Source organism: Gardnerella sp. c10Ua_244 (assembly GCF_055818055.1).
The window spans coordinates 440057-462036 of sequence record NZ_JARFVS010000001.1; the positions used below are offsets into that span (position 1 = coordinate 440057).

Below are 21980 nucleotides of genomic sequence, written 5' to 3' on the forward strand. Positions count from 1 at the left end.
AGATCTGCTTTTATGCCAAGCCCTACAGGAGCTTCACGCCCAAGCCGACCTGCACAAATGGATCCTGCAATGCTCGCGCAGATTGAAGGCGGCACGGATCCGCAGGTTGTAAACGAAATTAGCCACACTTCCGCTGCAGTTTTGCTTAACCGCGTTCATAAAACGCAGTCGCCGGAAATCGTTGAACGCGTGCTGAATTTAGTTGAAAATGAAGGCATTGAAGTTATTGCAGATTTGTGGAGTCACGCGGAGGCTGAGTCTCTTCCTGGAATGTTGTGGCGACTGTACTTACTGCGCATGTCTCTACGAAAGCAGCGCGAAGCTTACGCCGAGTACTGGAGTCTTGGCGAGCCTGAAACAACAAGCGCTTCGGCTATTACAGGAATTGACGACGCTCCTACCGGAGAAGATATTGCGCAACTTGCAGACTCTATTCTTTCTGGTGCTTTTACAGGCGATTTTGCCGTAGCTCTTTACCGCGCTTCAGCTTTTACTTCGATTATTGCGCGCGGAATGCGAGTTTACGCAAAAAAGTTAGATGAGCAAGCAAATACAATGCACACGCAGAAAATTGCAAAAGTTTTGCATATCTCCGCAAATATGCACGCACTTTCGTTATCTTTTGCTCATGGAGCGAAATTATGGCGCGCAGGAAAGTTGGAATAAATTATTTGCGATTAAAATTGTGCGGCGCGTGAAAATAGAAAACAAGGTATACTCAAAATGATGCTGGCTTGTGTTTAAGCCCCGGGCTCCATTTTTTGCCGCTGCGAGCGGCGTTTGCGCCGACAGGCGCTTTCGCAAGTCAGTATCGTTTCTGCTCTGAATCTCGAATTTTAGATTTTATATTTTAGATTTTAGATTTTGCTAGCTAATTTTAGATAAAATATATTTTTACTCACATTTGTTTATATTTTGCGCAAAAATAACGGCACGCCGATAGCTTAACATGCCATGCTTGCATTACCCTAGAAGGTATGGATCTTCATGTTTTACATCATCCGCTGGTGGACCACAAGCTCACCGTTTTGCGTGATAAGAATACACCTTCTAATATTTTCCGCGAGTTGGTTTCCGAATTGGTAACCCTCGAAGCATACGAAGCAACCCGCAATTTGGAAGTTAGCGATCGCGAGATTGAAACTCCTATTTGCAAGATGACTGGCAAGCATTTGAACCGCCCACGCCCAATGGTTGTGCCGGTTTTGCGCGCTGGTCTTGGCATGCTCGACGGCATGACTCGCCTTCTTCCAACCGCTGAGGTTGGATTCCTTGGCATGAAGCGCGACGAGCAGACGCTCGATATCATCACTTATGCCAACCGTTTGCCAGAAGATTTGACCGGTCGTCAATGCTTCCTTCTTGACCCAATGCTTGCCACTGGTGGTACTCTTATTGCCGCTACGCACTATTTGGCTGAGCGCGGCGCTAAGGATGTTACTGCTATTAACATTTTGGCAGCCCCAGAAGGCTTAGAGCGCTTGGAGAAGGAACTTGATCCTTCCATTGATTTTAAGGTTGTTGTTTGCGCTGTTGACGAGCATTTGAACGACAAATCTTATATCGTTCCAGGTCTTGGCGACGCTGGCGATCGCTTGTATGGTTTGATTGACTAATACACTCACCAAATCAAGCGAAAGCTAGAATATAAAAGCTAAAATCAAAACTACAAAAAGCCTGCTGATTTGCAACACTTTGCAACTTCAGCAGGCTTTTGTGTTTAGCGTTAACAAATTTTAGCGCAGATAAATCTCTTACCGAGGACGAGTTACGGCCACTTCGCGAGCGCGCTCTGCTAATTCGTCTAGTTTCGCAAGCTCCGCGCGTTGAGCATCAGTTTGCTTTGGCGAAAATTCGCCGTAACGATTTTGCGCAGCAGTACGGATTAAAAAGTCAGCCAGACGCGGATTTTTCGGCAAAACTGAGCCGTGCATATACGTTCCAATAACATTGTATTTGCGCGCTCCTTCCGTGTGATCCTTGCCATTATTACCGCAATTTTCACTATCAACCGAGCCAAGTGGATGAGTATCACCCTCCAAGCTTGTGCGCCCAGAATGATTCTCGTAGCCCACAATATCGCCAAAATCGTCGCTATGTTCCACAAGATTTCCAATCATGCGCACATCTTGACCAACCGTATGCTCGCCAAGTATTCCAATTCCTTTAAGCTTTTGACCTTCAACGGTTTCAAAATACTTTCCAAAAAGCTGGTAAAGCCCACAAATCATAAGCATTGGAACGCCATCTTTTGCAAGCCCACGAATCGCGTCTGCTCGCGCAAATAAATCTTCAGTGACTCTGCTTTGACCATGATCTTGACCGCCGCCGCCAAGAATCATATCCACGTGTTCTGGCCATAAATCGCCAACATTGTACTCGTGTAGCACAGGCTCGTAGCCATACAATTCCGCTCGGCGCATAATCGTAAGCACATTCCCGTAGTCCCCGTAAATATTCATGTCTTTCGGGTACAACGACACAATATCTAGCACGCGATTTTCTTCACAAGTAGCATTTGCTTTACTAATATCACTGGAACCATTCATGACAATTACTTCCCAACTCCAACGTCTTTAACTTCTGCAAGTTGTGCTAAAGCAGCGCGCACGCGAAGCATAGCAGTATACGTGCAATATATGCGCTTAGCATTTTTAGTATTGCCACTAAAATCGCCATTTACAAAAGCTTTAGCATCTTCTTCCAAATCCGTATTCACATTGCGAGCCTCAACCTTATCGTATTGCAACCGCAAAGCCATATCCCATGCGCGAGTGCCCGAAACACACGCAACTCCAGTGCCACTAAAGCTTGCAAAATCAACGTCCCACAGCCAGCTCATATCTCTACCGTCAGCGTATTCGTCACAAATTGCAATCATGGTATCGTGATTTTGCGGATGGTCCGAAGCAATCGCAAGTCTAAAACCAATAGGATTCTTCACTAAAACAAGCTCAACAGGAGCGCCATTAACTTCAATTACTTCTCCTCTACCAAAAGCAGGAGTTACGTGCGAAATCGCTTCCATAAGCGCGTCGTCGTCGAATTTTTGCAGCGTAGAATTTTGTTTTTTAGCGTCCGCCAAGATAGCGCGAACTACTGTTGCTGCTGCAGCAGCGTTGAAAATGTTGTAAGCGCCGTCGAGTTTTACAGATGTGGTTTTACTCTTGCCATCAAGTATAAACTCGGCCTCATGGTCTCCGACTTTTGAAAGCACAACGTCTGCTTTAGGAAGATTGTTAGCCTTGCTTTCTGCAGTATCTTCGCAATTTTCGCTTTTTTCGGCAGTATTGTGCAAATCATCATCCGTTGGGAACATGCTTTTTACTGCGTCATCCAAACCAAAATACCGCACACAAGTCCCGGAAGGAACAACTTTTGCAAGCCCGCAAATACGTGGATCTTCGCGATTTAGCACTACTGTTCCTTCAGTTGCAGCAGCTACGTTGCTTAATAGTTTTGCAGTTGTATCAATTTCGCCGAATCGGTCGAGCTGATCTCGCATAACGTTTAGCAATAAAGAGTAGCGAGGCTTGATTTGATTTACAAAATGCACTGCGTACGCTTCGTCGAGCTCTAAAACTGCAATATCCGCATTTAGTTTTGTGCCAAAAGCAGGCATTGTTTTAGCAAGAGCCGCAACTACTCCTCTAGTAAAGTTTGAACCGGTTGGATTAGTAAATACATTAAGCCCTGCGTCGCGCAGCATAGAAGTTACCATACGCGTTGTGGTAGTTTTGCCATTAGTTCCGGAAATAAGAACTATTCCGTACGGCAATGATGCAAGAGTGCGCGCTAGAAAGCCAGAATCGAGGCTTTCAATAACTTTACCCGGCAATGCGCTTCCGCCATGATGTAGCACCCTAGAAAGAGCGCAAACAAGTTTACCAACAGCAGGCATTGCAAAACTGTACCAATGCTTATGCAAATTTCGGCGCAACTTTTTATGCGATTTATGGTCGCGGCTTGACATACTAAATCACACCCCTTATTGCTGGTAGTCTTGCGGCATATCCATGAACTTGGAAGTTGCACCCAAGAAGGCAAGATTAAACGTGTCAGTAGGGCCGTTACGATGCTTTGCCATAATGATATCGGCTTCGCCTGGGCGATCTTCCTTATTGTAAAAATCAGGGCGATGCACAAGGAACACCACGTCAGCATCCTGCTCAATAGAACCAGATTCGCGCAAATCTGAAAGCTGTGGCTTCTTGTCGTTTCGCATTTCCGGTCCGCGGTTAAGCTGGCTCAAAGCCACAACTGGCACTTCAAGCTCTTTAGCAAGAAGCTTCAGCGCACGCGAGAATTCTGAAACTTCCTGCTGACGACTTTCCACGCGCTTGCCGGAACTCATCAGCTGAAGGTAATCAATAACTACCAGTTTCAGATCATTAGTTTGCTTCAAACGACGGCATTTTGCGCGAATTTCCATCAAGCTCATATTTGGACTGTCATCAATAAAAAGCGGAGCGTTTTGCATTTTTGTCCAAAAAGTATTAAGAGTATTCCAACGATCTGGAGTAATATCTTCCGCTCTTCGCATAGCAGCAAGCGGAATATTAGTTTCTGCAGCAATAATGCGCTGAGCCAATTCCACTTTGCTCATTTCTAGAGAGAATACAATAGACGTCATATTGTGGTGTAGCGCCGCCGAGCGCGCAAAATCAATACCAAGTGTTGACTTACCCATAGCTGGACGACCAGCAACAACAATCATTTGGCCAGGTTGCAAACCTTGAGTAACTTCGTCAATATCTCTAAATCCAGTCGGTACACCTTGTTCAAGTTCGTGATTTTGCATTTTATCTAGCTGATCAAGTGTATTTTGCAAAACTGGGCCAATAGCAACGTAATCTTGACGCACTTTGCCGGCACTCATCTCATACACTTCTGATTGCGCAAGATTTACAATATCTTCTGCTTGCGCTCCGGAAGCAGAATAGCCCATTTGCGCAATTTTTGTGCCAGCAGTAATAACGTTACGAAGAACAGCATTTTGGTGCACAATATCTGCGTAGTACATTGCGTTTGCGGCTGTTGGCACAGAAGCTACTAGGCTGTGCAAATAGTCAGCTCCGCCAACTTTATCGAGATTTCCATCTTTCATTAATTCGTTAGCTACAAGCACAACATCAACAGGCTGGGATCCTGCAAAAAGCGTAAGAATAGCATCATAAATTGTTTGGTGCTGCGGTAAATAAAAATCTGATGTTTCAAGCAATTGAGACACTTCGCCAATAGCATCTTTGCTCATAAGCATTCCGCCAAGCACAGCCATTTCTGCATCAACATCGTGAGGAGGCACACGATCAAACAACGTAGCACCTACTTCAGCACCACGATTTGCAACGCCAGAACCATATGCAGAGGCGTCACCATTGCCACCACGATTGCTCCCTGCGCGGATAACATTGCCTTTAGTAGATTGCCACATATCATTATCTGCCATAAAAACGAGTATAAACGCGCGCACGTATTATGAAAAAACGTAAATGCATTAACACAAAACTTTATTTACATTTTTAGCGCAGAATCCATCCACGTATCATTTCTTATGCGCAAACTATTGCCTATTGCACGCCCCCCAATATAAACAGCATTTAAAACAACCCATAAAGTAATAGTTCTTACCACGTCATTAGCATCGACGACGACATCAAAAACGCTTGTGAGCGCCAAAAATGTTAAATACACAGCAGCCATTACTGAGCAAGCTTTTGCTAAGTAACGGTGATCACCTGCGCCAATTAATACGCCATCTAGTGCCCACATCCATCCAGCAAGAGGCAAGAACAATCCTAATATTGTCATGCCTACAGAAATTAAAAACTGAATATCTGTATGCTGACTAAATAGTGGCGCGCAACTCCAACCCACGAAAATCATGAATAAACCGACTCCTACGCTGCTTACAGCTCCCACTTGAGCACAAATACGCGTAATCATTCCTGCGCGCTTACGACAGCCTGCACCTAGCGCTGCAGCAACAATAGTCTGCGCAGCAATACCAATTGCATCCAAAATATTCATAACAAAATTCCAACAGGAATTAGCAACCTGATACGCAGCGAGAGTATTGGTGCCGAGATGGGTCGCAGTAACAACCGTAGCTACCATGCACACGCGCAATGCAAGTGTACGAACAAACAAAGGCATACCAGTTCCAGCAGAATGTAGAATATGCTGGAAATGTGGTTTGAGACGCGCACCACTTTGAGTAGCCCAAATAATTGCAGGAATAGTGAGAACAAGTCCCATATACCATTGCGCAATCATTGTTGCAATACCAGAACCAGCAATTCCCATGTTGAGACCAAATACTGCGATTATATCGAGAATAGTATTTAGAACAGCTCCACTTACAGCAGCAAATAATGTTATGCGCACGTTGCAAAGACCGCGAAATATGCCATTTGCTGCATATACGAGTAGCATCGCAGGCAATCCAGGCATAACCATTTGTGTGTACACAATAGCATTTTGCAACGTAGAGCCACGCGCGCCTATTGCGTAGCATAACGGTTCAGCGGCAAAAATAAGTATGACTGTAAGAATTATGCCAAGCAATAATGCAAGCCACAATCCATCCATTCCAATGCTAAAACCTTCTTGACGCTTACCTGCGCCTAAAAGACGCGCAACCTGTGAAGTTGTGTTGTAAGCCAAAAATAAGCAAAGACCTGTAGTAGTAAGAAGTACCGTTGATCCAATAGAAAGACCCGCTAGAGCACTTTTGCCAATATGACCAATAATAGCAGTGTCAATGAGTACAAATGCCGGCTCAGATATGAGCTGTCCAAAAGTCGGTACAGCTAGTAGCCAAATATTGCGCAGTACGTCTTTTTTGTTCTGGTTGTCCAACTTTTGATTTGTCATAATGCTTCATTCTACTGCTACTTTGTCACGCTTGCATAAAAGAAAATTGCAATATGCTAACAAATTTTATGCAAAAGCAATTGCGAGTGAAGTAACACAAATATGCGTAAATCGCAAATAAAAATATTATTTTAAAAAGTTATCCGCAGGATATCCACAATGTTATCCCCACTATGTGGATAAATTTGTGTGATATCCACGTAGACACGCCTAAAATGTGGATAACTTATCTTTTTTATCCACATCAAGCAATTCGTGCGTGTCATATGAATAACTTATTCACTAAAAATAACTTATTAATTGAAAACTTGATTTTAAATTAGCAAAAATAGCAAAACCGCATATCTTAGATAAGACATGCGGTTTATACCAACATAATTCGAACTTGCTGCTAAATCATAACGCTTACGCACATGCGTCTATTCTTTAGCACTATTATTTCGTTTTTCTGTTTTTTTATTCTTTTGCGATGATTCATCTTTTTTTACAGTTTCAAACTCTTCTTCAGAAGAAGACTCTTTTTGCTCAACTTCAGATTTAGAATCAACCTCAGAATCGCCTTGCTCAGGATTTGCCTCAGATTGATTAACCATAAAATCAGATTGTTCAACCTCGTTTTCACCCATATCAATATCAACAGAAGTAAGAACAGCCATTTGAGTTTTATTTGCATCATCATCTGCAACAGCAACTACAGCGCCATCATGACTTTGTGCAATAGAAGAAAAATCGTAAGCACGCTCTCCTTGATCAACCAAATCAACGCCCTTACGTTCCTTAGCTTCCGAAATACGCCATCCAAAAAGCTTTTCAAGAACAAAAGCTAATACTGCAGTTACAGCACCTGCATAAAGCACCGTAATCCCAATTAAGCACAGTTGTGCAACTAACTGATGCCAATCACCAACAGCAAGTAATCCAGAACCATCAGCAAATAAGCCTACTGCAAGCACACCAATAAGCGCAGCAACACCATTCACGCTAACTACATGCAAGGCACCATCGTAGCGCACAAAAGTACGAGAGTGAGTCACTAGAGAAGTAATAACACCAGAAAGAACACCCAAAACTAAAGCCCACAATGGAGCAATAACATCCGCGGCTGCAGCACTTGCAGCCAATCCAGCCATAACACCAGACGCAGCTCCCAAAGCAGTAAAGCATCCAGAGTGTAAACGTTCAGTCACACCCCAGGCAAGCATTGAAGCAGAAGCAGTTATTGTGGAACTCACCCAAGCATAACCTGCAACTCCAGGAACGCCTGCAGAAGAACCAATCATTAACCCAAGCCAACCGAACCAAATCAAGAAAACGCCAAGCATAACGAAAGGAACATTATGCGGATGGCGAGCAGCAACACCATTTTCAACGGCCGACTGCGTTGCAGTGGATTCAGCAGCAACCTCAGTCACTGTAGCAACTGGAGAGACAACAGTCTCACTAGCAGCATTTTTAGCATGCTCAACATCAGCCCACAATGCGCGCGATAAACGACTTTTAGGATTACGCGAATTAGTAGCTCCAGAATTAGCATTGCCACTCGTATGCGCAACATTCTTAATATGCAAAACAAAACGCTTAAGAGGGAAGTGAGCATGTCCGCCAATAATCATAACAATTGCAAAAGCCGAAACAGCCGCAGCAATATGCAATATAGAGCCACCCGCGAAGTCATGCACTGAAATACCTAACGCCTGTGAAATAGCACCATTAGGCGAAAGCAATCCACCACCGCACACCATATGTGCTAATGGAGCGAATACTAAAGTAATCCACACAGCTACGAAAATAAGCCAAATAGCGTAACGCACTCGACCGGCTAGAGCTCCAGTAATAAGCGCTACTGCAACAACAGCACATGCTAAACGAAAAGCTGCAGGAATGCCGCCAGATAATCCGGAATTTGCGTCCATAGACGTAAACACACCATGATCTGCCACCATCGAATCACGGAATAGCAAACCACTCAATGGATCACCTATAACACCACCAGCCATATCTTTGCCAGCAAAAGCTAACGACCATCCCCACAGCGTCCAAACCAGTGTGGTTACAGCAATAGCGCCAGCTGAAAGCATCATCATATTCACCATGGAAGTAGCGCGTTCACGGCCTCCATAGAACAGGGCAATACCCGGCGTAATAATAAACACCAACGCGCCAGCCAACAATGCCCATTGCGGATCCATTGTGGTCATTTTTCACCTCAATTATTTGAAACAGCGCAACAATAACATCATTGCAGCTTAAGTATTACTTTATATAACTATTGTACCGAGAAACTCTTATAGCCAAAACTCATAAAGACTTTAGTGGAACATTAAAAACTACCACTCATGCAACTACATCAATGCTCAGCATTAAGCGAGCAAACCGTCTACGAAGCTTTGAGCATCAAACGGCACTAAATCATCTGGTCCTTCGCCAAGACCTACTAGCTTAACCGGTACACCAAGTTCACGCTGTACAGCTATAACAATTCCACCTTTAGCGGAACCATCAAGCTTAGTAAGGACTACGCCCGTAATGCCAATAGCTTCAGCAAATACTTTTGCTTGAGACATGCCATTTTGACCAGTAGTAGCATCCAATACCAGCAATACTTCATCAACAGGCATAGTTTTTTCTATAACCCTACGAATTTTGCCAAGCTCTTCCATTAAATTTGCTTTATTCTGCAAACGACCAGCAGTATCTACAATCAATAAATCAGTTTGCTCTTCTTTTGCCTTATTCGCAGCAATAAAAGCAACAGAAGCAGGATCAGCACCATCTTTATTTGCACGAACAACTGGCACGCTTACTGCAGACGCCCAAGTTTCAAGTTGATCAGCTGCAGCCGCACGAAAAGTATCTGCTGCAGCAAACATTACTGAACGTTTTTTGGCAATAAACAATCGCGCTAATTTACCAGCAGTAGTGGTTTTACCGGTGCCATTAACGCCGACCATCATAATAACGCTAGGATGATGCGCATTTGATTTATCTACATTTAAGCGTCGATCAGCGTCTTCATCTACTATTTTCAATAGTTTTGTACGCAATGCTGAATGCACATCTTCTGAATTAGAGGTACCAGCAATGCGTGCATCTTTGCGTAGATCTTCTACTAATTCTTCACTAGCTCGAGAACCAACATCGGCCATAAGAAGAGTATCTTCTACATCTTCCCAATCTTCTTCCGAAAGATGGTCCTTGCTTATGATATTAAACAATGCACGACCAAATGGATTTGCACTATGAGCCAAACGTTCGCGAAGACGTTTAATACGCGAAGAAGTACTTTCTGGCAATAATTCAGACTTTACTTCTTCATTAGGTACAACAGCGACGTTACTTTCTATCTGTTTTTCAGATTTTTTTGTTCCACGCGCTTTAGTTTTGCTTGTATCGATTGCACTATCAACGCTTTCAGGAATTACTGGTCCATGACTATTGCTGTGAATGCGCAAAATCACTGCAACTGTTACTAATAAGATGACAATAACAACAGCCGCAGCCGCAAACCAAATTAGCATGTTCATATCCATAACCATATTCATGACATCAAGACTATGAAAGTCAAGGGACACTAGCAATATATTTCACTATTTTTTCTCATCTTTGTTACACTTCAACGTCAATATGCTTAGGTACACCTGCATCTATTACACTAGTAAAAGTAGTAATAAATAGCACGAGCTATTTATTACGCAAAATTTGAATTCACAAAATCATTGAGGAGGATTTTATGTCAGATCAGCCTACCGTAAATGTATACGGTGCAGATTGGTGTGGAGATTGCAAACGTGCGAAAGCTGCGCTAATCCAGTATGGTGTGGCATTCGTTTGGCACGATATTGAAACAGAAGAGGGTGCTGAAGAAAAAGCGATTGAAATTAGCAATCAAAAGCATATTCCAGTTGTTACTTTTGCAGATAATACTTTTATGGTTGAGCCATCAGCAACACAAATAAAAGCAAAACTTGAGTCACTCGGAATACTGCAATAAATATATGTAACACGCATAAGTTAACACGATATTCACTTCGTCGATTGAATGTAGTATACTTAGCATTTGTTGCCCCTTTAGCTCAATTGGCAGAGCAGAGTCCTTTTAAGTCTTGGGTTGTGGGTTCGAGTCCCACAGGGGGCACTTTTTTATACCCAAATTTAGGGTAAGCGAGTAAACTGCAATAAAAAAACGGGGAGTTGAAGCTCCCCGACGAAAAATTCACTTAAAATCAAAGACGGCAATCAATGCCGTACTTATTGAGAATTAGCTAATTACTTATATAACACAATACTCAACTTGCCCAAACACTAGCATCTTGATCATCTTCATCTATATCGTGACCTACAGGTGCTGGAGAAGAATACGTGTATTCATCATCCACAACGCCAGAATCAGCATCTGCATTAATAGCAGCAAGAACATGCTTATCCATTTTGTACTGAGGAAGCACATTTTTAATATAGCTTGTCACAGCATCTTGCATAGCAACGTCATGGCCAACTTTTTCTGCCATAAACCAACGATGATCCAACACTTCATGGAAGAACTGAGCTGGTTCAATTTGCGAACGGAATTCAGGAGGTATCATACGAACTGTTGGCTCGAAAATTTCACGCATCCAATCAGTTGCGACGATTTCCAGCTCTTCACCTTGACGCCATGTAGAAGTGCGATATGCATCCAAATCGTTTAGCAGCCTTCGAGCCTGATTCTCTTGAACATCCAATCCAGTAAGACGAAGAAGCTTGCGGGAAGCATAGCCAGCATCCACAACTCGAGGTCGAACCAAAACCCTTCGACCATCTTCTGAAGTCTTCATCTCCAACTCATCAACATCGAAACCAAGCTCATTTAGACGATTAACACGACGTTCAATTCGCCACATCTCATCAGGACTGAACTTATCAACGTCAGTAAGCGTACTCCAAAGCGAATGATAGCGATCTACTAGACGATTGCCTATACTGATTTCATCTACTTCTGTCGGTAAAAGCTGACCGGAGCTCAAATCCATAAGCTCACCAATAATGTTGGTCCGAGCTAAATCGATATCGTATTCTCGTTGACCTTCTGTTAAACTTCCATGCAAATCACCAGTTTCTGCGTCAACTAGGAATGCAGAAAAAGCATCTGCATCTCGCAAAAACAGCACGTTGGAAAGCGATACATCGCCCCAATAGAAGCCAGAAAGATGCAAGCGCACCATAAGAACAGCAAGCGCATCGATAAGGCGCTCTGCAGTATCCGGACGCAACGTACGAGCAAATAATGCACGATATGGTAGTGAGAACTTCAAATGTTTCGTAACTAACATTGCCTCAAGCTTTTCACCATTAGCGTCATGGCGTCCTGCAACAACAGCTATAGGAGTAACTGTAGGCAACTCAAGTTTACGAAGCCTACGCAAAAGCTCATACTCACGTTCTGCAACTTGACGAGTAATTTCCTTCATTGCATACACTTCATCGCCAACGTGAACAAATCGCACAACGTGGCGAGAAATACCACGCGGCAAATTCACGAATAAATCAGCAGGCCATTGAGAAAGTGGTAATTCCCAAGGCAGTGTAAACATTTTTGGATTTGAACTAGCCGCAGTAATCTTCAGTGCCTGCGGCTCTTGAGAAGACGCATTCTCGTCCTGTGCAGATACCGAAGTTGCTTGCACAGCACGCGGGTCTAATTGAGGAGCGTCATTCCATTCCATAAAGTTTATTTACCAATCAAGCTCATGCCAACGATATCACTGCATTCCAGATAAACACAGCTCAACCACCGACGAATTATTGATAACAACTATATATAATAAGCGATGCATTGTAATGATGTATTATTGTACACTTATTATGCTGCTTTTTTGTGCCAAAAACGGGGTTCGCGTCATATTGCGAACCCCGCTCTATACCTTATACCAAAAGTTTGCCCATTAGCTTATATAAGCAGGCAAACCAACGTTTTAGTTCAAACGCAACTCCGTAGAAGGTGCGAACAGATGCATCTTAGATGGATCAATCTTGATCTTCACGGTGTCGCCAACCTTTGGAAGAGCACGTGGGTTCACGCGAATAGTCGTGAGCTTATTTTGATCAGACATCATAGTAGATGCTTCCTCAGGAGAACCATCGGTGATGATATTGCCATAGATATAGCCATCAGAACCGAGATCTTCCACGTTCATTACCTTCAAGGAGAACGCATTTGGATCATCGGATGTTGCCAAGCTTGCATCTTCTGGACGGAAGCCAACAATAATCTGTCCGTTATCTTCTGCAGTGAGCTTGTCAACAGCCTCAGCTGGAAGAAGTATAGAATCCTCACCAATCTGAGCTCGACCGTTTACAACTGGATGCTGATTGATATTCATAGATGGTGAACCAATGAAGCCTGCAACGAATACATTTGCAGGGCGGTCATAAAGCTCAGTAGGAGCTCCAACCTGCTGCAATACGCCAAGCTTAATCACTGCAATGCGATCGCCCATGGTCAAAGCTTCGGTCTGATCGTGGGTAACGTACAGAGTAGTAACACCAAGCTGACGCTGCAAAGCAGCAATCTGAGTACGAGTCTGAACGCGGAGCTTAGCGTCGAGGTTGGAAAGAGGCTCATCCATGAGGAAGACTTTTGGTTCACGAACAATTGCGCGACCCATAGCAACACGCTGACGCTGACCACCAGACAAAGCCTTCGGCTTACGATCCAAATACTCTGTCAAATCCAACACTTCTGCAGCTTTTTCAACACGCTTGCGGATTTCTTCCTTAGGAACACCAGCAATCTTCAAAGCAAAGCCCATGTTATCAGCAACTGTCATATGCGGATACAGTGCATAATTCTGGAAGACCATTGCAATATCGCGATCCTTTGGCTGCATTGTAGTAACATCCTGACCACCGATGAGGATACGTCCTTTGTTAACCTCTTCAAGACCTGCCAACATACGCAAAGTAGTTGACTTACCGCAACCAGATGGACCAACGAGTACGAGGAACTCACCATCTTTAATAGTCATGTTCAAGTCATCAACCGAAGGCTTATCGTTGCCCGGGTATATACGAGTCACATGATCAAATACAACTTCTGCCATGATATGTCCTTTCATCGGCAGGTACGTGCCGAACGATCCGTAGTGAAGGGTGTGCACTCATGACCCCAATTCCTACATCGGCGGGTATCAATCGTCCACAGTTTACTTACCTGGTCCATTGAAGGTTCTCTTCGTTGAGCCATGCCTTAATATATCATGTTTATCTTAGAAAAACAGTAAAAAATCAGTATTTTGCATAAACTCGGCGTGTCGAGTAAGGTGCACAAAAGGAGAATAACTATGGATCAACAACAAGAAACAACAAATAATGAAATGCAAAAATCAAATACCCCTTATAGTAAAAGCTTAATTGGCATCGTAATAGCACTAATTATTCTTGCATTCGCTGCAGGAGCTGGGTTTATGACTTATTACAATTCAATCAATAAACCACAAGTAAAAATTGAAAATCCAACAACCAATAAGCCAGATACACAAACTGAGGATACAGCAGACTCCCAAATAACCAAAGAGATTAAAAAATTGCCTTCTTCTGACATCCCACCAGCATCTAATTTACAAGGCGGAATTCTTCTTAGCAAGGATGGGTACGGCAAGCAAGCTGCTGGTGCTCCTACAGTTGCCACTTATTTTGATCCTTTGTGCCCTGGTTGCGGATCCTTTAATCGTACTGTTGATGAAACTTTAATTAAAATGGTTGAAGCAGGTCAAATTAACCTAGAACTTCACCCAATGTCATTCTTAAATCGTTTTAGCTCAGATCAATATTCTTATCGCGTCTCAGGCGGTATTGCCTATATCGCTTCGCACGACAACGATCCAAAGCATTTGCTTAAGTTCATCAATAGTATTTTTAGCGAAAGATTCCAGCCGGAAGAAGGCGACGGATACCAAGCAACACCAAATAAAGCTCTTATTGATTTAGCTGAAGATGCTGGAGTTGCAGATAAGATTGCGAATGAAGCATTTAACTTACACTATGTTAAGTGGCAAGAAGTTATTAATGAGAATACTCCAGAAGAAAAAGCTTTATGGAATGTTTCTGGCTCTAATAAAGGCGCTATGACAACTCCAACAGTAACAATTAACGGTAAGCTAGTAGATCTCAATGCAGCTTCTGAAAAGCAAATGGATCCTTTGGAAGCTATATTAAAGTCTTTGGGAATCGATAAAAAACATGTTGGCAAATCTGGTCATATGCCGAAAGTTACGTATAAGAGTAAGCCGCTTGATTTATAAATAAAATTAAGTAATCTCTATACTAAAACGGACGTTAAGAATACACTTAACGTCCGTTTTTATTTAATAATTTAGATTTCTATAATTTAGCTTATTTACAATGCAATAGGGGAACTAGTGTCAGACACTTTAGGCATCTGACCTGCAACTCCAACTTGTTTTTTATCCAGGCCGATGCAATGAAGCAGAGCATCAAGCACCTTCATTTTTTTCTCATTAATGGCATTCATATCAAGCAATTTATCGTTAATAGTTACAGTCGGCGTTGTCATAGATCCTTTATTTGGACCGCTGACATTCCACAATTCCTTACGATCAGGAGTGTATTTATTAACTAGCAGCTGCCACTTCAAATATTGGCGGTTAAAAGCTTTACTTGCAATTTCGTTTGGAATTCCAGATTTCTTAGCCAGTTTAATCAACTCTTTATTGCTTACAGGCTTATATCCCTCGCTTTCTTCCGGCTGGAATTTTTCGTTAAAAATGCCATTGATAAACTGAAGCAAATGCTTTGGATTGTTATCATATGAAGCGATATAAGCAATAGCACTAGAAACACGAGTCGAGTAATGGTCAGTAGAAAGTCCATCCAAGAATGACATTGGGTGAAGTTCTAGGTTAATTTGACCTGCTTCAACCATTTTAATTAAAGTTTCATCAACAGTACGATTAAAGGATCCGCAACCAGGGCACAAAGGATCAAAATAAGTGGCAACTGTAGGAGCACCAGCAGCTTGCTTGCCGTACCCATCCTTGCTAAAAAGAATGCCATTCTTAGAATTAACACCGCTTGGACGAATACTTGGATCAATATTATCCAAATTATGATTAGATTTTGCAGATTGCTCTATTTTTTTCTGAGGCTGAACGTAAGCTGCCTGATACGCAGTAATGCCTACAGCAGCCAACATAGCCGCAACAATAATTACTACAATAGCGCCGATAATTGCTTGCTGACGACGCTCACGCGCCTCACGCGCTGCACGTTCGCGATTTTCTATAGTTCTTTGTAGGCGAGTAGCAGATGAATCTCCCTGCTTATTATCACGCATCTGAATTTTAGGCATTGTTATCCTTCAACCATTTATTTCGCACACTAAGACTCGTTCCTAGCAGCATTCTTGCTAATGAAATAATAACTTCATCACAGTTTAGTAGATGGCATCAACGGAAAATACACATTACGTATCATACTATTTTTATTTTTCAAATGATTTTCCAGAATAAAATAACGCACCTAATCCTAAACGGAATTTTGTAGTCCACTTAACTGCAGCAAAAATAACCCATGCAACAATAAATCCTAGAGCATATCCAACTGCAGTACTTGAAAAAATATTAGGTGAGTAAGTTGGTAAAAGAATACGCAAGGATCCAACATCTATAGAAAGTAATTCAGGATTATTACCGCAGAAAAATGGATATATAACAGCTCCAATACCTCCAGAAACAACAATAGCTATAACTCGTGGAAGCATGTAAACAAATCCTCGAATAATATGCCACGGTAAAGTTGCAATAAGCACTACAGAATCATGGCGAGGAATTATTCCATCGTTAAGTTGCCATCTTCGCAAGCTTGATGAAATACTGTAGCCGGATGTTGCACTAATCCACATAAAAACCATCGCAAAACCAATAGAATCGAGAATGCTTAAGCAAGCAATGGCTAAATGAAGAATTATACAAATCAGCAGTATCCATGTTCCTCTACGCGCATAATCATGTTTATTAAGAGCAGGATCAACAGAAGACACTTCATCACTTTTAACGTGTAGAGAATCACCTGCTTCATTTTCAATATTGCCATTATCAAAAGTGTTATCAGAAGAACGAATAAGTTTTGAAGATTGTGCAATGCGTGAATTGTTTGAATTGTCGTCCTGTATATTCTGAAAATCTACATCGTTTAACGTATTAATTCGTGTTTTTTCATCCACACAAAATGTTTTATCGTCTTCACTATTATCTAATGAATGTGGCATAACAGTAGTAGAACGAACAGTTACGGTTGGCATTTCTCCATCAGAATTAAGATTTGTTATGCCAGCTGTACCAGCTGCATCGCAGGTACGAGAATTTGTTAGTATAGCAGTTTTTTCTTTTGTTTCACGACTTGTTTCACACCACATTTTACGCATAGTTATGTTAGTGGCATTACGGTCAAAAGGGCGGTTCGCCTCCGGCCAGGCTAAAGGATCCATAGCATCTTGACTAATTGCATTTTCTAAATCAGATGGCATGCAACGCTGCTCTCGAATCGGATTCAAAGCCTTACGAAAAGCAGCCATTGTTCTAGGAGGTAACCCAGTTAAATCTGCATTGCCTGAGGCAGCACGCTCCAAAACCGCCATCATAGGCTTTGTGCCAAAAACAGGCTTACCGGTAGCCGCAAATGCAAGCACAGCAGCAACAGACCACCAATCTGTAAGTTCATCTGAATCTCCGCCTTCAATAATTTCTGGAGCAATAAAACCAGGAGTGCCCATCACTAATCCCGTGCGAGTAACATGGCTTTCACCTTCGCCCATCGCAATCCCAAAATCTACCAATACAGGTCCAGTAGCAGAAATCATTACATTAGTTGGTTTAATATCGCGATGAACAATACCGGCTTCATGAACTGCTTTAACAGCTTCAATAAGCTTATGCGCAAGACGCTCCAAATCATCTGCAATATAAGGTCCATTCTCATCCACGTCTTCGCGCAAATTATGTCCTTCAATCAACTCTGTCACAATAAAAGCGATTGAAGCATCTAATTCCATATCCACTATCGCGCAAACACCTGGATGATGAATCCTCTGCAAAGCCAAAGCTTCACGTTTTAAACGTATTCGAGCGCGTTCCTGCTCAGAATCTTCATCTTCACTCTGTTTTGCATGAACAGACGCACGTAATATTTTCATAGCATATTGATTGCCGCCATCGTCATTAACGCGCCAAACTGACCCCATTGCGCCGCCGCCAAGCCTAGAAATAAGCGTGTATCCGCCTACATTAGTCCCTGGTTGCAAATCGAACATGCTTGTATCTTCCATACTGCATTATGTTAATGCCTTATATTGCCAAATACGCAAATATAAACAACAAAAAACACGCCGTTTCTATATTCAACATCGCCGTAATTTTGTAATGACGTGGCATATGGTACACTAATCAATTGTTCTACTTAGCATGATTCGTCATGCTAACGAGAAACTTCGCCTCCTTAGCTCAGATGGCCAGAGCGGCCGCCTTGTAAGCGGCAGGTCGCCGGTTCGATCCCGGCAGGAGGCTCCATTTTTATTCCACTCGTTTCGCGAGTATTTCTTATTTTCCATTCACATATTCCAGAACTATAGTTTTGTTATCTTTCGTATCACATATAATGACGTGAAATGATTAAAGCAGAGGGGATAGTGGCTAATTAACTATTCAAAAATAGAAAAGATTTTTATTTTTCATATACAGTGCCAGATTATGGCGTATTATGAAAATAACAAATCTATATCTGTGCGCATGATTATCTTTATAACAAAACTTTTCGCGAGTAAGAACTCGGGAACCTTCCCCCAACTCAGGGTTTCCGAGGTGAGAGTGGAGCGTCCCCCAACCAGCTCCACCTCATAGGGGGCGGGAATATCCCCTTCTCTCCCGCCCCCACTTTTATTTTGTTTTGCACTCAATTTTGAATGCAATACTGAAGGTATAATAGAGAAGTTAGCATTATTGCAAAGGGAGTGATTGTATGGCACGTCGATGGACGCCTAGACGATTAATAGTGATGCGTCGTGCAAGAATAATCGCCTGCGTTTTATCTATATCACTCACAGCAACAAGCTTGTTTATATTTACAGCTAAAAAATCTGTTGCAATGATTATAAATGGAAAAACGCATATTGTAAGCACTTATTCAACAAATCCAATACGTTTATTGGAAGAACAACACGTGCCAGTAAAAACTCACGATCAAATTATTTCTTCTTCTGGAGATATTCTCACAAATCATTCTACTGTAACAGTTCGCAGTGCTTATCAAACTTCTATCACTGTAGATGGAGTAACTATACCGTTCTGGACTGTTGCAACTAGTGTCGATCAATTAATCGGCTTTTTTAAAGCTAATGCTAAGAACGCTTCACGAATTACAGTAAATTTGCAAAATATTTACGATAAACTCACTTGCGGCTTATCAATTAATAAAAAAGGTCCAATTAGCGTTATCGCTGACAGGAAAACACGCATTGTGCAAAATGGAGACTTACCTGCGAGCGCAATTCTTGATTCTCAAGGTATAGTGCTCGGCAAGGAAGATCGCGTAAGCGTAGAAGAAGATGATGGAAATACTGTTTTACGTGTTTCTCGAGTTACTCATGGCAAAGAAAGTCGTACAGTTTCATTACCTTTTGCCACACAAACTGTAGTAGATCCTAAACTTCCAGCGAATTCTCGCGTTGTACAACAAGTTGGCGTGAATGGTGAGCGCGAAGATGTTTATAACGTTACATACGTAGATGGCAAAGCAGAAAGCGCAACTTTAGTTTCGCAAAATTTGGTAAAGCCTGCAGTTAATCAAGTTATTGCTGTAGGTAAGGCTGCTCCTGCACCAATTCACAAAAATAATACAAATACGCAAAAGTCAAAACAATCCAAACAACAAACAAACGCTCAACACAAAAAGCAGAATACTGAGCAGCCTGCAAAACAGGAGAAGAAAAACAGCCAACAGCAAACTCAACAACAAACCGCATCTGCAGCTCCCGCACCTGCAGCTAATCCACCTGCACCCGCTCCAAGCTCTAATCCCGATAGCCTTGTACATGCTACTCCAGAACAAGCTAAACTATTCGCTCAGGGCGCAGCTGCGCAAATGGGTTGGACCGGTAAAGAATGGGAAGATCTTTTATGGTTATGGAATAGGGAATCTGGATGGAGATGGAACGCAGAAAATCCTAGCTCACACGCTTATGGCATTCCTCAAGCTCTTCCTGGAAATAAAATGAGCAGTGCAGGAGCTAATTGGCATGAAGATGCCGCAATACAAATTAGCTGGGGTCTAAGTTACATTAAGAGCAAATATAAAACACCTAGTGGAGCAGTAAAGCATTCGCGCGAAATTGGCTGGTATTAAAAGGCAGCAGCGTGTTTTAACGCACTTTGGCGCAACGGATTAATTGTTACGAAATTTGGACGGTAAAACTTTGACAGAAATCAGCATTGAAAATGAAGGTCAGCTTTTAGGTGCAGCAGATATTAGACGTATTGCTGCCGAGGAAGGCATTACTCCTACCAAAAAGTTTGGTCAAAATTTCGTTATTGATCCTGGTACAGTGCGAAAAATAGTAGCGGCAGCTGAAGTTAAATCTGGCGATATCGTTATGGAAGTAGGGCCTGGTCTTGGTTCTCTTACTCTTGCAATATTGCAAACAGGAGCACAGCTTACTGCAGTAGAAATAGACCCTCCGCTAGCTCGACGATTGCCGCATACTGTAGAAGAATTTATGCCTCAATCAATGCAAAAATTTAACGTCATTCTAAAAGACGCTTTGACAGTAAATGCCGATGATGTTCCACAGATTGCGCAGGCTAAACAATTTACTCTTGTTGCAAACCTGCCATACAATGTTGCGACGCCTATTATTCTTACTTTGCTAGAAAAATTTAGTAACTTACAGAATTTTCTAGTTATGGTTCAAAAAGAGGTAGCAGATCGTTTATGCGCACAACCTGGGAATAAAGTATATGGCACACCAAGTGTTAAGTTGGCGTGGTACGGCAAAGCCCAACGCGCAGGGCTTATCGGTCGTAATGTATTTTGGCCATCGCCAAACGTTGATTCAGCATTAGTTTCTTTTACTCGCAATTGCACAGGCAAAGGTGACAATAATGAACGTGAGGGAGTATTCGCTTTCATTGATGCCGCCTTCCAGCAACGACGTAAGACATTGCACGCAGCTCTTAAAAATCAAGTTCCAGAAGAAGCATATAAAAATTCTGGAATTGACCCAACTAGACGCGGCGAGACGCTTACTTGCGATGAATTTATTGCTTTATATCGCGCATGCAAAGATTGTAAAAATTATAAATAAAACGCATATTTATTCGTTGAATAAATATGCAAAATAAAATATTACGCAATGAAATATTACGTATATTCTGCAGCTTGTGTAAACTTGCTGCTAACAAAGTTACAAACCACAGATCGGAAGTGAACATGACGCAAGAATACGACGAACGTATTGCTCGTAAAGCTTTCATGTATCAAAGAAAAAGATCTGTACTCACTACAGTGGGCGTAGGCTTGGGCGTCACTTTTATATTTGCTTTACTTGTGCAATTCCACGCTTTTGGCATAAATTCTGTGCGTGCTCCAAAAGATAACCCAAATTACGGCGTTCCAGCTCCATGCGCAATAATAGGAAAAGAAGGAGCCAAAGCCCCTTACGTAGATAATAGATCTGTAGCAATCAGAGTTCTCAACGGCACAAAGTTCCGCGGTCTTGCTCGCGCGGTTGGCGAAGCTTTAAACGCTCGCGGATTTAACTTAACAGAAGTTAACAATAACAAATCCAGTAACATTAAACGAACAATCATTTACTTTGGAAAAAACGCTATTAATGAAGCTTATACAGTAAACGCTAATTTTACCGATGCAATTATGCGAATGGATGATAGAAAAGATAAGCTCGTCGATATTGTGCTTGGCTCTACTTTTAATAATCTTCGCCCTAAAGTAGATGTTCCAGCAGCAGGCGCAACAATACATGAAGTGCAAGGATGTATAAGAGCTGATCTTATGAAAAACATTCCTAAGGCAGATCAGCATAAGGAAGTTAAATAAAA

The 21980-nt window shown here is 42.2% G+C and carries 17 protein-coding genes and 2 tRNA genes; 9 read left to right on the forward strand and 10 right to left on the reverse strand.

Features of this window, described 5'->3' with window-relative positions; all coding sequences use genetic code 11:
- Positions 1-12: 12 nt before the first annotated feature.
- Positions 13-666, forward strand: a complete 654-nt coding sequence (locus P0108_RS01960) for a thymidine phosphorylase (protein WP_102155550.1) — start codon at positions 13-15, stop codon at positions 664-666.
- Positions 667-977: 311 nt separating this feature from the next.
- Positions 978-1616 carry a uracil phosphoribosyltransferase gene (gene upp / locus P0108_RS01965; protein ID WP_102155552.1) on the forward strand — a complete coding sequence of 213 codons (639 nt, stop codon included), beginning with the start codon at positions 978-980 and terminating at the stop codon, positions 1614-1616.
- Positions 1617-1754: 138 nt separating this feature from the next.
- Here upp and P0108_RS01970 read toward each other — a convergent pair whose 3' ends face one another.
- The 6 genes from P0108_RS01970 to ftsY form a co-directional block, all read right to left on the reverse strand.
- Positions 1755-2549: a type 1 glutamine amidotransferase gene (locus P0108_RS01970; protein WP_102155554.1), complete on the reverse strand. Its 795-nt coding sequence runs from the start codon at positions 2547-2549 to the stop codon at positions 1755-1757.
- A 5-nt stretch (positions 2550-2554) separates the two neighbouring features.
- Positions 2555-3973 carry a Mur ligase family protein gene (locus P0108_RS01975; protein ID WP_102155556.1) on the reverse strand — a complete coding sequence of 473 codons (1419 nt, stop codon included), beginning with the start codon at positions 3971-3973 and terminating at the stop codon, positions 2555-2557.
- Positions 3974-3988: 15 nt separating this feature from the next.
- The gene (dnaB, locus tag P0108_RS01980; RefSeq protein ID WP_032835455.1) at positions 3989-5449 is read right to left on the reverse strand and encodes a replicative DNA helicase; all 1461 of its coding nucleotides are present in this window, start codon (positions 5447-5449) and stop codon (positions 3989-3991) included.
- A 65-nt stretch (positions 5450-5514) separates the two neighbouring features.
- A complete protein-coding gene (locus P0108_RS01985; RefSeq protein WP_102155557.1) occupies positions 5515-6876 on the reverse strand; it encodes an MATE family efflux transporter in 1362 nt (453 codons plus the stop codon).
- 419 nt (positions 6877-7295) lie between these two features.
- Positions 7296-9074: an ammonium transporter gene (locus tag P0108_RS01990; protein WP_012913714.1), complete on the reverse strand. Its 1779-nt coding sequence runs from the start codon at positions 9072-9074 to the stop codon at positions 7296-7298.
- Between the two features lie 162 nt (positions 9075-9236).
- Positions 9237-10418 (reverse strand): signal recognition particle-docking protein FtsY, encoded by a 1182-nt coding sequence (gene ftsY, locus P0108_RS01995; protein WP_102155559.1) that lies wholly within the window; start codon positions 10416-10418, stop codon positions 9237-9239.
- A 188-nt stretch (positions 10419-10606) separates the two neighbouring features.
- On the opposite strand from ftsY, the gene P0108_RS02000 reads away from it, so the two are divergent.
- Positions 10607-10867 (forward strand): glutaredoxin domain-containing protein, encoded by a 261-nt coding sequence (locus P0108_RS02000; RefSeq protein WP_004110149.1) that lies wholly within the window; start codon positions 10607-10609, stop codon positions 10865-10867.
- 71 nt (positions 10868-10938) lie between these two features.
- Positions 10939-11011 (forward strand) — tRNA-Lys (locus tag P0108_RS02005).
- Positions 11012-11162: 151 nt separating this feature from the next.
- Here the strand turns inward: P0108_RS02005 and P0108_RS02010 are convergent.
- Complete coding sequence (locus tag P0108_RS02010) at positions 11163-12578, reverse strand: DUF4032 domain-containing protein (RefSeq protein WP_004110152.1); 1416 nt, start codon at positions 12576-12578, stop codon at positions 11163-11165.
- Between the two features lie 249 nt (positions 12579-12827).
- Positions 12828-13955, reverse strand: coding sequence for an ABC transporter ATP-binding protein (locus P0108_RS02015; protein ID WP_004110155.1), 1128 nt, complete (start codon positions 13953-13955; stop codon positions 12828-12830).
- 240 nt (positions 13956-14195) lie between these two features.
- On the opposite strand from P0108_RS02015, the gene P0108_RS02020 reads away from it, so the two are divergent.
- Positions 14196-15155: a DsbA family protein gene (locus P0108_RS02020; RefSeq protein ID WP_012913711.1), complete on the forward strand. Its 960-nt coding sequence runs from the start codon at positions 14196-14198 to the stop codon at positions 15153-15155.
- Positions 15156-15250: 95 nt separating this feature from the next.
- Here P0108_RS02020 and P0108_RS02025 read toward each other — a convergent pair whose 3' ends face one another.
- Positions 15251-16222, reverse strand: coding sequence for a DsbA family protein (locus P0108_RS02025; RefSeq protein ID WP_102703295.1), 972 nt, complete (start codon positions 16220-16222; stop codon positions 15251-15253).
- A gap of 132 nt (positions 16223-16354) precedes the next feature.
- Positions 16355-18196: a serine/threonine-protein kinase gene (locus P0108_RS02030; protein ID WP_076002522.1), complete on the reverse strand. Its 1842-nt coding sequence runs from the start codon at positions 18194-18196 to the stop codon at positions 16355-16357.
- 164 nt (positions 18197-18360) lie between these two features.
- On the opposite strand from P0108_RS02030, the gene P0108_RS02035 reads away from it, so the two are divergent.
- From P0108_RS02035 to P0108_RS02050, 4 genes are all read left to right on the forward strand, one after another.
- Positions 18361-18437, forward strand: a tRNA-Thr gene (locus P0108_RS02035).
- Positions 18438-18885: 448 nt separating this feature from the next.
- Positions 18886-20268: an aggregation-promoting factor C-terminal-like domain-containing protein gene (locus tag P0108_RS02040; RefSeq protein WP_033888540.1), complete on the forward strand. Its 1383-nt coding sequence runs from the start codon at positions 18886-18888 to the stop codon at positions 20266-20268.
- A gap of 55 nt (positions 20269-20323) precedes the next feature.
- On the forward strand, positions 20324-21226 hold the full coding sequence (rsmA, locus tag P0108_RS02045) for a 16S rRNA (adenine(1518)-N(6)/adenine(1519)-N(6))-dimethyltransferase RsmA (RefSeq protein WP_116432053.1): 903 nt from the start codon (positions 20324-20326) through the stop codon (positions 21224-21226).
- Between the two features lie 125 nt (positions 21227-21351).
- Positions 21352-21978 (forward strand): LytR C-terminal domain-containing protein, encoded by a 627-nt coding sequence (locus P0108_RS02050; RefSeq protein ID WP_116431993.1) that lies wholly within the window; start codon positions 21352-21354, stop codon positions 21976-21978.
- Positions 21979-21980: the final 2 nt, after the last annotated feature.